General features: G+C 62.9%; 13 protein-coding genes. 3 read left to right on the plus strand and 10 right to left on the minus strand.

Annotated features, from left to right (window positions below; genetic code table 11):
- Positions 1 to 17 precede the first annotated feature (17 nt).
- Positions 18 to 629 (plus strand): urease accessory protein UreG, encoded by a 612-nt coding sequence (ureG, locus tag RHIBR816_RS0110140; RefSeq protein WP_018236422.1) that lies wholly within the window; start codon positions 18 to 20, stop codon positions 627 to 629.
- A 21-nt stretch (positions 630 to 650) separates the two neighbouring features.
- On the opposite strand, the gene RHIBR816_RS0110145 is transcribed toward ureG, so the two are convergent.
- The 8 genes from RHIBR816_RS0110145 to RHIBR816_RS0110180 form a co-directional block, all read right to left on the minus strand.
- Positions 651 to 1,331 carry a Crp/Fnr family transcriptional regulator gene (locus RHIBR816_RS0110145; protein ID WP_026186836.1) on the minus strand — a complete coding sequence of 227 codons (681 nt, stop codon included), beginning with the start codon at positions 1,329 to 1,331 and terminating at the stop codon, positions 651 to 653.
- 135 nt (positions 1,332 to 1,466) lie between these two features.
- Positions 1,467 to 4,781, minus strand: a complete 3,315-nt coding sequence (locus RHIBR816_RS0110150) for an efflux RND transporter permease subunit (RefSeq protein ID WP_018236424.1) — start codon at positions 4,779 to 4,781, stop codon at positions 1,467 to 1,469.
- Between the two features lie 14 nt (positions 4,782 to 4,795).
- The gene (locus tag RHIBR816_RS0110155) at positions 4,796 to 5,983 is read right to left on the minus strand and encodes an efflux RND transporter periplasmic adaptor subunit (RefSeq protein WP_018236425.1); all 1,188 of its coding nucleotides are present in this window, start codon (positions 5,981 to 5,983) and stop codon (positions 4,796 to 4,798) included.
- A gap of 443 nt (positions 5,984 to 6,426) precedes the next feature.
- Positions 6,427 to 7,419 (minus strand): ABC transporter substrate-binding protein, encoded by a 993-nt coding sequence (locus tag RHIBR816_RS0110160; protein WP_018236426.1) that lies wholly within the window; start codon positions 7,417 to 7,419, stop codon positions 6,427 to 6,429.
- 29 nt (positions 7,420 to 7,448) lie between these two features.
- Positions 7,449 to 8,318 (minus strand): ABC transporter permease, encoded by an 870-nt coding sequence (locus tag RHIBR816_RS0110165; RefSeq protein ID WP_018236427.1) that lies wholly within the window; start codon positions 8,316 to 8,318, stop codon positions 7,449 to 7,451.
- A complete protein-coding gene (locus tag RHIBR816_RS0110170; protein ID WP_018236428.1) occupies positions 8,315 to 9,199 on the minus strand; it encodes an ABC transporter permease in 885 nt (294 codons plus the stop codon). The genes RHIBR816_RS0110165 and RHIBR816_RS0110170 overlap by 4 nt, the downstream gene beginning before the upstream one ends.
- Positions 9,192 to 9,617: an endonuclease domain-containing protein gene (locus tag RHIBR816_RS37470; RefSeq protein WP_052522726.1), complete on the minus strand. Its 426-nt coding sequence runs from the start codon at positions 9,615 to 9,617 to the stop codon at positions 9,192 to 9,194. The genes RHIBR816_RS0110170 and RHIBR816_RS37470 overlap by 8 nt, the downstream gene beginning before the upstream one ends.
- 307 nt (positions 9,618 to 9,924) lie before the next feature.
- Complete coding sequence (locus RHIBR816_RS0110180; RefSeq protein WP_018236430.1) at positions 9,925 to 10,716, minus strand: ABC transporter ATP-binding protein; 792 nt, start codon at positions 10,714 to 10,716, stop codon at positions 9,925 to 9,927.
- Between the two features lie 121 nt (positions 10,717 to 10,837).
- On the opposite strand from RHIBR816_RS0110180, the gene RHIBR816_RS0110185 reads away from it, so the two are divergent.
- A complete protein-coding gene (locus RHIBR816_RS0110185) occupies positions 10,838 to 11,272 on the plus strand; it encodes a cupin domain-containing protein (protein ID WP_018236431.1) in 435 nt (144 codons plus the stop codon).
- Between the two features lie 22 nt (positions 11,273 to 11,294).
- Here the strand turns inward: RHIBR816_RS0110185 and hydA are convergent, their stop codons facing one another.
- A complete protein-coding gene (gene hydA, locus RHIBR816_RS0110190) occupies positions 11,295 to 12,749 on the minus strand; it encodes a dihydropyrimidinase (RefSeq protein ID WP_018236432.1) in 1,455 nt (484 codons plus the stop codon).
- A gap of 86 nt (positions 12,750 to 12,835) precedes the next feature.
- The gene (locus RHIBR816_RS0110195) at positions 12,836 to 14,086 is read right to left on the minus strand and encodes a Zn-dependent hydrolase (protein WP_018236433.1); all 1,251 of its coding nucleotides are present in this window, start codon (positions 14,084 to 14,086) and stop codon (positions 12,836 to 12,838) included.
- 265 nt (positions 14,087 to 14,351) lie between these two features.
- Between RHIBR816_RS0110195 and rutR the strand changes: the two genes are divergently transcribed.
- The gene (rutR, locus tag RHIBR816_RS0110200) at positions 14,352 to 14,993 is read left to right on the plus strand and encodes an HTH-type transcriptional regulator RutR (protein WP_018236434.1); all 642 of its coding nucleotides are present in this window, start codon (positions 14,352 to 14,354) and stop codon (positions 14,991 to 14,993) included.
- The last annotated feature ends 5 nt before the right edge of the window (positions 14,994 to 14,998 follow it).

The raw sequence follows: 14,998 nt of genomic DNA on the forward strand, positions 1-14,998 counted from the left end.
TAGAAAGGACTTAGGAAATGCCATCGAAAAACGGCCCCCTTCGCGTCGGCATCGGCGGTCCTGTCGGGTCCGGCAAGACGGCCCTTACCGACAAGCTGTGCAAGGCGATGCGCGAGAAATATTCGGTCGCGGTCGTCACCAACGATATCTATACCAAGGAGGATGCCGAGGCCTTGGTGCGCATGCAGGCGCTGCCTTCGGAACGCATCGTCGGCGTCGAGACCGGCGGCTGCCCGCATACGGCGATCCGTGAGGACGCCTCGATCAATCTCCAGGCGATCGCCGATCTCAATCGCCGCATCCCCGATCTCGATGTGGTCTTCATCGAATCCGGCGGCGACAATCTCGCCGCCACCTTTTCACCCGACCTTGCGGACCTGACGATCTACGTGATCTCCGTCTGCCAGGGTGAGGAAATTCCGCGCAAAGGCGGCCCGGGGATCACCAAGTCGGATCTGCTGGTGATCAACAAGAAGGATCTCGCCCCTTATGTGGGCGCCGATCTCGACGTGATGGAACGCGATGCGACTCGGATGCGCGGCGAAAGGCCGTTCGTGTTTTCCGACATGAAGCGCGGCGACGGCATCGACCCGATCGTCGAGTTCCTGACCGTGCATGGCGGGCTCTGAGCCGAAGGAAAGCGGCCGCCGTCAGAACTGCTCCAGCGCCTGACGGTCGCGTATCTCGATCATCCGGCCCTTAACGATCACGCCTGACCGGCGAAGCGTGGAGAAGGCCCGCGACAGCGCCTCGGGGGCGAGGCCGAGTTTGCCGGCGAGCACGTTCTTCTGGAATGGCAGGCGGAAGGAGAAACTCTCCGAGCCGATCGGGCAATGGCTGAGAATGTAGTTCGCGACACGCTGCGGCGCGGTGAGCAGGCGGTCCTCGGCTAGGCAATCCTCGGTCATCTTGCCGTGGTGACAAACGAGCTCGAGAAGCGCCTGGGCGACGTCGCTGTCTTCGGCGGCAAGTTGGCGCAACTTGCCGCCTTCCAGTCGCGCGACGATCGACGGTTCGGCGGCCTGCGCATTGGCGGTGGCGCGGCGATCCAGGAACACGGCGTTCACACCGATCATTTCGCCTTTCTGGGAGACGGCGATATCGGCCTCGCGGCCGTCCTTGCCGAGGCGAAAGAGGCGGACGAGACCGGAGAGGACGACGATCACGTCATCGGTCGGGTCATCCTGGCGAAACAGCGTATCATGCGCTTCGTGTGTGGAGACGGTGGCGCCCTCGAGAATTGCCTCTGCCGCGGTTCGCGGCAACCGCGCGAAGAAACGCGCGCTGAGGAGAATGGCCCGGTCGCTCATGGTCAATCGCAAAGTCTTCATACCGCTGGTCCCGAAAAAATCGAGACCAACCTAGCGGTTCGTCGCCGGTCATGAATTGACCCGCATCAAACAACTTCGCGAAAAGAATGCTGCTGCACGACCCTCGGGCGTGCGGCACAGTTCTTTGGGAGATGCCTATTCGGCGGCGAGCGCCGGATGGCTGATGACCTTGCCCTCGGACTTGCCGCGGCGCTCCCCTTCCAAAGCCTTGATGCGTTCCTCGAGGCTTTCGATCGTGATGCCCTGTTCTGCGGCGAGCTTGCTCAGCGCCTCGCGGTCGAGCGGCAGGTCTTCCTCGTCCTTCTTGCCGACGAAACGGCCGAAGATCCAGGCGAGCAGCCGCGACAGATCGTCCATGATCAGGAAGAAGGAGGGGACGACGACGAGACTCAGGACCGTCGAGACGATGATACCGCCGATGACCGCGATCGCCATCGGCGCCCGGAACGAGCCGCCTTCGCCGACGCCGAGCGCGGAGGGGAGCATACCGGCGGACATGGCGATGGAAGTCATGACGATCGGGCGGGCGCGCTTGCGGCCAGCCTCGATCATCGACAGGGTCCGGTCCATGCCGTGATGCATCATCTCGATGCCGAAATCGACGAGCAGGATGGCGTTCTTGGTGACGATTCCCATCAGCATCAGGATGCCGATCAGGACCGGCATGGAGAGCGCGTTCTGAGTGAGGATCAAAGCGGCTGCCACGCCGCCGATCGCCAGCGGCAGTGAGAACAGGATGGTGAAGGGCTGGATGACGTCCTTGAACAGGAGAATGAGCACGACCAGCACCATCATCAGGCCGAGCAGCATCGCATTGCCGAAGCTCTGCTGCATTTCCGCCTGCACCTCGGCGTCACCGCTTTCGAGGAACTCGACGGTCCCCGGCAGCTTCGCTTCGGAGGCGATCTGCTTGAAGCGGGCCGACGCGGTGTCGAGGGCGACGCCTACGGGCAGATCGGCGCCGAGCTTCACGACGCGGTTGCGGTCATAGCGCTTGATGGAGCTCGGCCCTTCGCCATAGTTGATGTCGGCGACGCTCGCGAGCGGGACTGTTGCCCCGGACGCCGTCTGAACCCTGAGATTACGGATCGCGGCCAGATCGGTTCGGAAATCGCGGTTGAGCTGGACCCGGATCGGGATCAGTCGCCCGTCGAGTGCAATCTTCGTCAGTTGTGCGTCGATATCGCCGATCGTCGCGACGCGGATGACTTCGGAGATCTGCGCCGTGGTGATGCCGAGGCGGGACATCTGTTCGTCGCGCGGGCGAATCTGCAGTTCCGGCCGCGGCAGGGCCCCGTCCGGGCTGACATTGGCGAGCAGCGGATCCCTGCGCAGCTTCGCTTCGAGCGTGGCGATGGCCGTCTCCAGATCCGCCTCGTTGTTGGAGAGCAGGTTGAACGACAGATCGCGCTCGCCGCGATCGTTCAACTTGGTAACGCGGAGGTCCGGGATCGACTGCAGCCGCGCGAAGATTTCCTTCTCGATCTGCGACTGGGGCTTGGTGCGGCCAGCCGGCGGCAGCTTAGGCAGATACTCACCGATCAGCGGCGTGCGGCCGATCACGTCGTTGACGACTTTGTTGACGAGCGAGTGATCGAGCTTCTTGAGCAGCACGGTGACGGCGGCGCGGCGCAGTTCGAGATCGCCCTTCGGCGAGGCGCCGCCGAGCACGAAGACGTTTTCGACTCCCTCGATATCCTTGATGCGGTTGTAGATCTCCGTGGTCGTCCGGTCCGTATCCTCGAGCATCGCATCCGGCGGCAGTTCAATCGACAGGCTGACGCGTGAATTGTCCTCCGGCGGCAGGAAACTACCCGGCACGAAGACGAGGAGCGCGGCGACGGAGCCGATCGTGAGCAGGATCGCCACGACCAGCGTGGAGTAGCGCGTGTACCAGCGTTTCGTGGTGAAGTGCACGACCCGCGTGTACTGCCGCATCATGAAGCCGTCGTCATCGTGGTGACCGCCGCCGACATCCGTCGGCTTCATCAGATAGGCCGCCATCACCGGCGTGATCAGGCGGGCGACGAGCAGCGAGAAGAAGACCGAGACAGCGACCGTCAGGCCGAACTGGATGAAGTATTGCCCCGGAATGCCCGGCATGAAGGAGACGGGCACGAAGACGGCGATGATCGTGAAGGTGGTGGCGATGACCGCAAGGCCGATCTCGTCGGCTGCCTCGATCGCCGCCTTGTAGGGCGACTTGCCCATGCGGATGTGGCGCTCGATATTCTCGATCTCGACGATTGCGTCGTCGACGAGAATGCCGGTTGCGAGCGTCATCGCCAGGAAGCTCACGAGGTTCAGCGAGAAGCCCAGCAGCTCCATGATCCAGAAGGTCGGAATGGCCGAAAGCGGCAGGGCAACCGCCGAGATCAAGGTGGCGCGCCAGTTGCGCAGGAACAGCATCACGACGACGACGGCGAGCAGAGCACCCTCGATCAGCGTATGGATCGCCGCTTCGTAGTTGCCGTAGGTGAAGTAGACCAGATCGTCGACCATCTCGATGGTGACGTCCGGATGCTTGGCGCGGATCTCGTCGAGGGTCTTGGCGACCGTTTCGGCGACGCTGACTTCGCTCGCGCCCTTGGCCCGGAAAACCGCGAAGGTGACGCCCGGATGGCCGTTGAAGCGCGAGAACGACTTCGGCTCCTCGTAGGTGTCGATCACATTGCCGAGTTCCGACAAGCGGACGAAGCGGCCGTTCGGCAGCGAGATCATCGTGTTGGCGAGTTGGGAAACGTCGCGCGCATCGCCGAGCGTACGGATCGCCTGTTCGCTGCCGCCGACCTGGCCGCGGCCGGAGCCGAGGTCCATGTTCATGCGGCGAAGCTGCCCGTTGACGTCGGCGGCCGTAATGCCGAAGGAATTCAGCCGGTCCTCGTCGAGCTCGATGCGGACCTCGCGGTCGGAGCCGCCGTAGCGGTCGACGCGGCCGATGCCGGTCTGGCCCTGGATGGCGCGTTTGATCGTGTCGTCGACGAACCAGGAGAGTTCCTCCAGCGTCATGCCGGGCGAGGAGACGGAAAATGTCTGGATCGCCTGGCCTTCCACGTCGACCTTGGAAACGATCGGCTCCTCGATCGAGGTCGGCAGGTCGCCGCGGATGCGGTCGATCGCATCCTTGACGTCCTGCACCGCCTGGGTCGTCGGCACTTCCATGCGGAAGATGACGGCGGTGGTGGATGTGCCGTCAGTGATCGTCGATTCGATGTGGTCAACGCCGGATATCCCGGCGACGGCGTCCTCGATCTCCTTGGTGACCTGGGTCTCGAGTTCGGCAGGAGCGGCGCCACTCTGCGCGACGTTGATCGAGACGATCGGCACGTCGATATTAGGGAAGCGGGTAATCGGCAGCCCGTTGAAGGACTGCCAGCCGAGCACGACCAGCACGAAAAACGCCAGGATCGGCGCGACCGGATTGCGGATAGACCAGGCGGAGAAGTTCATGGTCTCTGTTCCCGTCAATTGGTTATCGGCTGGTCGGACTTGACCGGATTGATCCGGTCACCGTCGCGCACATAGGCGCCGGCCTTTGCCACCGCCTGCTCGCCCGGCTGGAGGCCGGAGAGGATTTCGACGAACTGTCCGTCCTGAATGCCGGTCTCGACCGGAACCAGGCGGACGACACCGCCCTCGACCTTGCGGACGATAGACTTGCCGTCTTCCAGTGTGACAGCAGTTTGCGGCAACACGACCGTCTGCTTTTCCTCGACCGTTACGACCGCGCTCGCATACATGCCGGCGCGGGCCTCCGTGGTGTCGGCGAGGGTGATGTGCACCTTGCCAAGCCGCGTCTCGGAATCGACCGTCGGGGCGATCAGGCGGATCTTGCCTTCGACCGTCGTGTTGCTGCCGGCGAGTTTGACAGTTGCGGATTGACCGATGGCAAGCTTGATGACGTCCGCCTCGGTGACATCGGCGGTCATTTCGATCTCGCCGTCGCGGATCATCGCAAAGAGCGGCTCGCCATTGCCGCTCGCGATCGCGCCGATCTTGGCATTCTTGGCAGAGATCACGCCGCTGACAGGGGCCTTGACCGCGGTGCGGGCAAGCCTGAGGTCGATGTCGTCGATCTGCGTTTGGACAACCTTGATGTCGGCTTTTGCAACACCGACCGATTGTTCCGCCGAGCGAAGGCGGGCGCGGGTGGCAGCAGCGAGTGCCTTCAGGCGATCCGCCTCAGCGGTCGAGACAGTGCCGTTCTCCGAAAGCCGCACGGCCCGATCGGCGACGCGCGTTGCCTCTTCGGAATTCGCGGTGGCTTCGGCAAGCTGGGCGTTGAGTTGCGCGAGCGAGGCCTCCGCCTTGGCGAGATTGGCCTCGAGCTGGCTTTTCTGCAGGAGCAGTGCGTCGTCGTTGAGAACAGCGAGCGTGCTGCCCGCATCAACCCGGTCGCCGACGTCGACATTCAATGAGCGAATGGAAAGGCCGTCGACAAGTGGCGCGACATAGGTTTCCTCGACCGCCTCGATCGAGCCGGTGGCGATGACCCGATCGCTGATCGTGCGCTGCGTCGCTTCCGTAACGACGATCGAAGGCAGGGCTTGCGAGGGCTGCTCTTTTGCAGCCTCCTCGGCCGAGACGCCGGAAAATACGCCGAGCGTCATCGCTGCGCATGCGCCGAGAAGAGGGAGGAGTTTCTGAGCCATCGGCCTATCGTCCTGACACAAATAAACCATGCCGTATCGCCATTCAGCAAGGGTGAAGATCCGGCTGCAATCATGCTATTCCAGCGAGTACCGCCGGGTATCGTCGGCGTCCCGACCGTCACACTCGCGATCCGCGCAATCGAAATATCCGGCCCACGGTTTCAAACCAAAGGTACCGGGTGGGAGAATTTTGCTTGCCGGGGTGCATTCAAGAGAAACCGGTTCCTCCCTGCGCCTGCTCCCCAGTCAAACGTTCCGGCCTATGTAAGCGTGGTAGCAAATGCTTACAAGGGCGCAGAAGCGATGGTGCCTCATTATTTTTTTGCTCCACCGCTGCCCGAGGCTATAGTGCCGCGACCCAAATGCAAGCTCAACAACCGGAGCGAGTTGGCAAAAAGCGCGCGGCATACTGCCGCGCGCTTTCAAGTTGCTTGATCGGAAGCCTATTTCAGCGCTTCGTCGGTGACCTCGTGCGTCCAGGCGCCTTCCGGCTCCTTGGAGATGACTGGATCGGAGCCGCCGGCGAGCAGCGATTGGACCGTTCGCTTGTAGTCGGCCTCGTCGAGCGCACCGTTCGACCCCGCCGTCAGCTTTGCGATCTCGCCCATCATGCGCTTCTGGTGCTTCTCGGTCTGGGCGCCGGTCGAGTCGTTTTCGAGCACCAGATCCGCCGCCTCGTCCGGATTCTCCTCGGCATATTTCCAGCCCTTCATCGAAGCGCGGACGAACTTCACCATCTTTTCCTTGAAGGCCGGATCCTTAAGCTTGTCTTCAAGCACGTAGAGGCCGTCTTCGAGCGTGGCGACGCCCTGGTCTTCATATTTGAAGGTGACGAGGTCCTCCTCCTTGATGCCGGCGTCGATGACCTGCCAGTATTCGTTGTAGGTCATCGTCGAAATGCAGGCCGCCTGCTTCTGGAGCAGCGGATCGACGTTGAAGCCCTGCTTCAGCACAGTCACGCCGTTCGGCCCGCCGTCGGTCGGAATCTTCAGATGCGCCATCCAGGAGAGGAACGGATACTCGTTGCCGAAGAACCAGACGCCAAGCGTCTTGCCCTTGAAGTCCTCGGGGGTCTTCACGCCCGATTCCTTGAGACAGGTGAGCATCATGCCGGATTTCTTGAAAGGCTGGGCGATGTTGACGAGCGCCACGCCCTTTTCGCGCGTGGCAAGTGCGGACGGCATCCAGTCGACGATGACGTCGGCGCCTCCGCCGGCGATAACCTGGGCCGGGGCAATGTCCGGGCCGCCCGGCTTGATCTCGACGTCGAGCCCCTCCTCCTCGTAGAAGCCCTTGTCCTTGGCGACATAGTAGCCGGCGAACTGGGCTTGCGTCACCCATTTCAGCTGCAGCGTGACCTTGTCGGCGGCATTGGCATGGAAGGCGGCGAGCGAAAAGCCGCCGGCAGCCAGCAGAGATGCAAGTTTCTTGTTCATGTCAGTTCCCTCTTATCATTGCTTTGGTGTCAGCCCCGGCCACTGCGCATGGACGGATGCCAGAAGGTAACGGTGCGCTCGACGAGCGCGACCGCTCCGTAGAAGGCGGAGCCAGCCACCGCTGCGACGGCGATTTCGGCCCAGACCATGTCGACGTTCATGCGCCCCACTTCCGTGGAGATACGGAAACCCATGCCGACAATGGGCGTTCCGAAAAATTCGGCCACGATTGCGCCGATCAGCGCCAGCGTGGAGTTAATCTTGAGTGCGTTGAAAATGAAAGGCCAGGCCGCGGGCAGCCGCAGTTTGACGAGCATCTGCCACCAGGTGGCGGCGTAGGTGCGCATCAGGTCGCGCTCCATGTGGCTCGCGGTGGCAAGCCCCGACACCGTGTTCACCAGCATTGGGAAGAAGGTCATGATGACGACCACGGCGACCTTCGACTGCCAGTCGAAGCCGAACCACATGACCATGATCGGCGCGACGCCAATGACGGGGAGGGCGGAGACGAAGTTGCCGAGCGGCAGCAGGCCCTTCTGCAGGAAGGGGGAGCGGTCGATGAGGATCGCCACCAGGAAGCCGAGGCCGCAGCCGAGCGCATAGCCGGTCAGCACGGATTTCAGGAAGGTCTGGCGAAAATCGGCCGCGAGCGTGGGCAGCGAATTGAGAAGCCGCTGCCAGATCATCGACGGTGCCGGCAGCAGCACCGAGGGAACGGCAAAGCCGCGGACGATGCCCTCCCAAAGGACCAGGATCGTGACGCCGAAGATAAACGGCACCGCGAAGCGCGCGGCGTTGCTCATCGTGCGGTTTGCAAAATGCTGACGGACCAGCCATTCGTTGAGGGCCCAGGCGATCAGCCAGAAAAGGATGGCGCCGGCGAGCGCGGGAAGGTTCATGGCTTGGCTCCCATGCGCTTCAGGACGGCGGAGTGCGCGAAGCCGACGATCATGACAAGCACGGCGGCGAGCGCTGCGGCCACGAACAGCGCCGCCCAGATCTGCACGGTCTGGCCGTAGTAGGAGCCCGCAAGCAGCCGCGCGCCGAGCCCCGCCACCGCGCCCGTCGGCAGTTCGCCCACGATGGCGCCGACGAGAGAGATGGCGACGGCGACCTTCAGCGAGGTGAAGAGATAGGGCATGGAGGAGGGCCAGCGCAGCTTCCAGAAGGTCTGGGCCGGCGAGGCATTGTAAGTGTGCATCAGGTCCAACTGGATCGTCTCCGGGCTGCGCAAGCCCTTGACCATGCCGACCACCACCGGAAAGAACGACAGATAGGTGGAGATCAGCGCCTTCGGTAAGAGGCCGGCGATGCCGATTGCATTCAAGACGACGATGATCATCGGCGCGATCGCCAGGATCGGGATCGTCTGGCTGGCGATCACCCAGGGCATCAGCGAGCGGTCCATGGCGCGATTGTGAACGATGCCGACGGCGAGAAACACGCCGAGCGCTGCGCCGATACCGAAGCCGAGCAGGGTGGCCGACAGCGTGATCCAGGCGTGGTAGACGAGGCTGCGCTTCGAGGTGATCGCCTTGTTGACGGTCGTGTCCCAGATTTCGGCGATGACCTGGTGGGGCGCGGGCAGCACCGGCCTTTCCTGCACCATGGTGTTCCTGACGAGGTCGGAGAGGGCGATCTCGGTGCCGGCGCGCGCGGCGGTGTCGCGCTCGAAGGGGGCGTTCAGGAAGATGGCGGCGATATACCAGATGGCGATCAGAAATGCGACGACGGTGGAGATCGGCAGCAGCTTGTCGCGGAGAAAGATCGGTTTACGCATCGGCGCCTCCGGTCCCAAGTTTCGCCTCTTTTGAGGCGAGGGGGCGCTCCTTCTTAAGGAACGAGGCGACGTGGTCGCGAATGGTCAGGAACACATAGTTTGGACCGTCAAGCACTTGAGAACTGTCGAAGCGGAGGACAGTGATGCCCTGTGCTCTTAGGAATTGGTCGCGCCGTTGATCATGGCGCCTGCCGGATTCCGTCTCGTGACTGTCACCGTCCACTTCAACAATGATGCGAGCGGATAGCCAAGCAAAGTCTGCAATGTAGGGGCCGATCGGCGTTTCTCTGCGGAAGCGGGCGCCGAATAGACGCAGGTCGCGCAGCATTTTCCACATTGCCCCCTCGGCTTTGGTCATTTCCGTGCGGAGTTTTTTGGCGCGTTGCCTGGTTTTGGGATCGATGTTCGAGTGTGCCAAAGACCCCTCCCGGTTCGCTGCGCTCACCACCCTCCCCACAAGGGGGAGGGAGACCCCCGCCACGCCGTCGTCCCTAAATTTGATCCGTCCAGATCCCGAAGTGGCCTTGTGCGGTGCCAGTCTCTTGTTGTCGCAAGTAAGAGAGCGATTCGTGCCACGCCGCCGCGCGGGCACCGCCGGAGGGCTGGACGGGTAGTTGGAACTCAGGCGAGCGGCATACGCGGTGAAGCCCCTCCCCCTTGTGGGGAGGGGTTGGGGAGGGGTCTTTCCTCGCCAAGGTTGCGGAGGGGTGTTTCCCGCGCGACAGCTATTCATCATAGCTGTGCCCCGCTCTCAGGCCTTCCCGCACCCGGTGGGCGATCTCCAGAAACTCCGGCGTCTCGCGGATGCCGAGCGGCCGTTCCCTCGGCAGCGTCGATTCGATGATGTCGGTCACGCGGCCAGGGCGCGGGCTCATCACCACGATCTTGGTCGAGAGATAGACGGCCTCGGGGATCGAGTGGGTGACGAAACAGATCGTCTTGTTCGTGCGCGCCCAGAGTTTCAGGAGCTGCTCATTCAGGTGATCGCGGACGATCTCGTCGAGCGCGCCGAACGGTTCGTCCATCAGCAGGAGGTCGGCGTCGAAGGCGAGCGCGCGGGCGATCGAGGCGCGCTGCTGCATGCCGCCCGAAAGCTGCCAGGGATATTTCTTACCGAAGCCGGTGAGGTTGACGAGTTCCAGCGTCCGTTCGATGCGCGCCTTCTGCTCATCCTTGGCGTAACCCATGATTTCGAGCGGCAGCGCGATGTTCTTCTCGATCGTTCGCCAAGGGTAGAGAGCGGCCGCCTGGAACACGTAGCCATAGGCGCGATTGTGGCGAGCCTCCTCCGGCGTCATGCCGTTGACGGCGATAGTGCCGGCGGTCGGCTTCTCGAGGTCGGCGATGATGCGCAGAAAGGTCGTCTTGCCGCAGCCGGAGGGACCGATGAAGGAGACAAAGTCGCCTTTGGCCACGTCGAGATTGACGTCCGTCAGCGCGTTGACCGGCCCGTCGCTGGTCTGAAATGTCAGGCCGAGATTTCGGGCCGAGACCACGGAGGCGGAATTGGATGTCATGGATGGATTCTCATTGTCGCGTGTCTGTGCCAGACTGCTATTCGGACCTCCAACATGCAATCGCGGATTTACCGCGGACGGCCCCTGTTCAAGGTTTTTCAGCGAATTCTGGAGAACGGTCATGTCTCGATCATCCCATCCTGGCTGTCGCGTGGTGCGGCCGGGCAGCGGCTATGCCGGCAAGCAGGGGCTTAACTATTTCGAAGGCATTGCCGCGGAGACGGTGGGTTCCTCCGGCATCTGCATGCATCTCATCACCATGCCGCCGGGCGCGCGGGCCAAGGCGCATCTCCACGAGAGCCATGAGACGGCGATCTACGTGCTTGCCGGCGAGGCCTACACCTGGTTCGGCGAGCGGCTCGAAGAGCGCGTGCTCGTCAGGGCCGGAGAAATGCTTTACATCCCGGCCGGCCTTCCGCACATGCCCGCCAACCTTTCCGACAGCCCCTGTACGGCCGTCATCGCCCGGACAGATCCGAAGGAGCAGGAAAGCGTCGTGCTGCTGCCCGAACTCGACGGGCTGGTGCCGGCCGACCCTCTCACGCATGGCGGATGACGAATGCTGCATCTGACTTCCGTCACACGCCGGTTGCCGGAATGCCGGTGCGCTGCACGGCGCGCGGTGCCGTCACTTCCTTCCAGGTCGTAAGCGCCGTGCTGACCGCCGGGAAGGGATCGCGGCGGACGAACTCACCGTGGCCTTCCTGCGTTTTGACCGCCCCTTCCTCGATCGCCACGGCGCCGCGCGTCAGCGTGAAGCGGGGGAGCCCAGTGACGGTCTTGCCCTCGAAGACGTTGTAGTCGATCGCCGATTGCTGGGTGTTCACCGAGATCGTCTTCGAGCGCTTCGGATCCCAGACGACGAGGTCGGCATCGGCGCCGACGAGGATGGCGCCCTTCTTCGGATAGATGTTGAGGATCTTGGCGATGTTGGTGGAGGTCACCGCCACGAACTCGTTCATGGTGATGCGGCCGGTGTTAACGCCGTAGGTCCAGAGCATCGGCATGCGATCCTCAAGTCCGCCGGTGCCGTTCGGTATCTTGGTGAAATCGCCGATACCTGAACGCTTCTGCGCCGTCGTGAAGGCGCAGTGGTCGGTCGCGACCACCTGCAGAGAGCCGGAGGCAAGACCGGCCCAGAGGCTGTCCTGATGCTGCTTGTTGCGGAACGGCGGCGACATCACCCGGCGCGCGGCATGATCCCAGTCCTTGTTGAAATATTCCGTCTCGTCGAGCGTCAGGTGCTGGATCAGCGGCTCGCCGAAGACGCGCATGCCCTTGGCGCGGGCGCGCCGGATCGCCTCATGCGCCTGCTCGCAGGAGGTGTGGACGATGTAGACGGGACAGCCGGCCATGTCGGCGATCATGATCGCCCGGTTGGTGGCCTCGCCCTCGACCTCGGCTGGCCGCGAATAGGCATGGGCCTCGGGGCCGCTATTGCCTTCGGCAAGCAGCTTCGCCTGAAGCTGGGCCACCACGTCGCCGTTTTCCGCGTGGACCAGCGGCAGCGCGCCGAGCGCGGCGCAGCGCTGGAAGGAGGAGAACATCTCGTCGTCGTCCACCATCAGCGCGCCCTTATAGGCCATGAAGTGCTTGAAGGTGTTGATGCCCTTGTCCTTGACGATCGTCTCCATCTCGTTGAAGACCTGCTCGCTCCACCAGGTGATCGCCATGTGGAAGGAATAGTCGCAATTGGCGCGGGTCGACTTGTTGTCCCACATGGTCAGCGCTTCGAGCAGCGACTGCCCCGGCGAGGGGAGGGCGAAATCCACGACCATTGTCGTGCCGCCGGAAAGGGCCGCGCGCGTGCCGCTCTCGAAGTCGTCCGAGGAATAGGTGCCCATGAAAGGCATTTCGAGATGCGTGTGCGGATCGATGCCGCCCGGCATGACGTAGCAGCCGGTCGCATCCAGCGTCTCGGTGCCGGATAGATTGGGGCCGATCTCGACGATCTTGCCGCCTTCGACCTTGACGTCGGCCTTGTAGGTCAGGTCTGCGGTAACGACGGTTCCACCCTTGATGACGGTGCTCATGGTCATATTCCTTCGCGAGAATGCGTTCAGCGGGCGCGGGATACCAAAAGAAGAAGGGCGGAACCTTCGTCCCGCCCCGTGAAAGCTCACTCGACGACCTCTGCCGTTTCGAGCACGGCATGGAAGAGGACGTCGGCGCCGGCGGCGGCCCATTCCTTGGAAATGTCCTCCGCCTCGTTGTGGCTCAGTCCATCGACGCAGGGACACATGATCATCGTCGTCGGCGCGACCTTGGCGGCCCAGCAGGCATCGTGGCCGGCGCCGGAGATGAGGTTCATGTGGCTGTAGCCGAGCTTCTCGGCGGCGCCGCGGACGGTGGACACCAGCTTCGGATCGAAGGTGACCGGGTCGAAATGGCCGACGGCCTCGATCGAACAGCCGACGCCGAGCGGTTCGCAAATTTTCGGCGCTTCGGCCTCGATCCGGGCGCGCATGCCGTCGAGCTTTGCCTGGTCCGGCGAGCGGATGTCGACGGTGAAGACGACCTTGCCTGGAAGCACGTTGCGGGAATTGGGCGAGAAGAACATCTGCCCGACGCCGCCGACGGCGCCCGGCTGGCTTTCCATGGCGACGGTCTGCACCATTTCGAGGATGCGGGCCATGGCGAGGCCGGCATTGACGCGCATGTTCATCGGCGTCGAGCCGGTATGGGCTTCCTTGCCGGTCAGCGTGAATTCCAGCCACCACAGGCCCTGGCAGTGGGTGACCACGCCGATCTGCTTGTTCTCCGCCTCGAGGATCGGCCCCTGCTCGATGTGATATTCGAAGTAGGCGTGCATCTTGCGGGCGCCGACGTCCTCGTCGCCCACCCAGCCGATGCGCTTCAATTCATCGCCGAAGCTCTTTCCTTCCGGGTCCTTGCGGGCATAGGCGTAGTCGAGCGTGTGAACGCCGGCAAAGACGCCTGAGGCAAGCATGGCCGGCGCGAAGCGGGCGCCTTCCTCATTGGTCCAGTTGGTGACGACGATCGGATGCCTGGTCTTGATGCCGAGGTCGTTCAGCGTGCGGATGACCTCGAGCCCGCTCAGGACCCCGAGCACGCCGTCATACTTGCCGCCGGTCGGCTGCGTGTCGAGATGGGAGCCGATATGGACGGGAAGCGCATCGGGATCAGTGCCGGGGCGGGTCATGAACATGGTGCCCATCTTGTCGACACCCATGGAAAGCCCGGCCTTTTCGCACCAGGACTGGAAGAGCCGGCGGCCCTCTCCGTCGGCGTCCGTCAAGGTCTGGCGATTGTTGCCGCCGGCAACGCCGGGGCCGATCTTCGCCATTTCCATCAACGAATCCCACAGGCGGTCGGCATTGACGCGCCTATTCTCGCCAGGTGCAGCCATGGCGCTCTCCTCTTTATTCGGCTAGACCCTCCCGGGGATAGCCCTCATGTTCCCGTTGGCCAAATCGGAGCTTTGTCTTGTATGCCCTTCGATCAGTCGTTGCCTTTGTCGGCAATCTGGCTGATAATTTGACCGGTTGGTAAACATTACAACTTCCGTAGCTGCACTCAAGCCGGAAAAAGAAAAAAACAGTTTGTTGCCCAAATAAATGGCGCGTCCGAAATTTGGGCAGAACGCGACGGTGCGGTCATCGGCAGGGGGAGAGATGGTACTTCCAAGAGCGGCGAAAACTCAGAGGCGCACGCGCATCCAGGAGGAGAAGGAGGAGCGGATCCTCGAAGCGGCGCTCGAAGTCTTTTCGGCGAGCGGCTTCCGCGGCTCGACGATTGACCAGATTGCCGAAGTGGCCGGCATGTCGAAGCCGAACCTGCTCTATTATTTCCGGACGAAGGAAGCGATGCATCGGGCGTTGATCGACCGTGTGCTCGATACCTGGCTCGACCCGCTGCGCGAATTCAATGCCGAGGGCAATCCGGTTGCCGAAATCCGCAGTTATATCCGGCGCAAGCTCGAGATGGCGCGCGATTTCCCGCGCGAAAGCCGATTGTTCGCCAATGAGGTGCTGCAGGGCGCTCCCCATATCGAGGACGAATTGAAGGGGCCGCTGAAGCAACTGGTCGACGAAAAGGCCGAGGTCATCCAGGCCTGGGCAAAGGCCGGCAAGATCGCCAAATGCGACCCTTATCACCTGATCTTCGCGATCTGGTCGACGACGCAGCACTACGCTGATTTCGACGTACAGGTGCGGGCGGTGCTTGGCCAGGAGCAGGCGGGCGACGGGCGCTTCGAGGATGCGGCGCGTTTTCTCGAGCGGCTGTTCGTCGATGGGCTACAGGTCCGCGAGTAAGGTAG

The organism is Ensifer sp. BR816, from assembly GCF_000378985.1.
GTDB lineage: Bacteria > Pseudomonadota > Alphaproteobacteria > Rhizobiales > Rhizobiaceae > Sinorhizobium.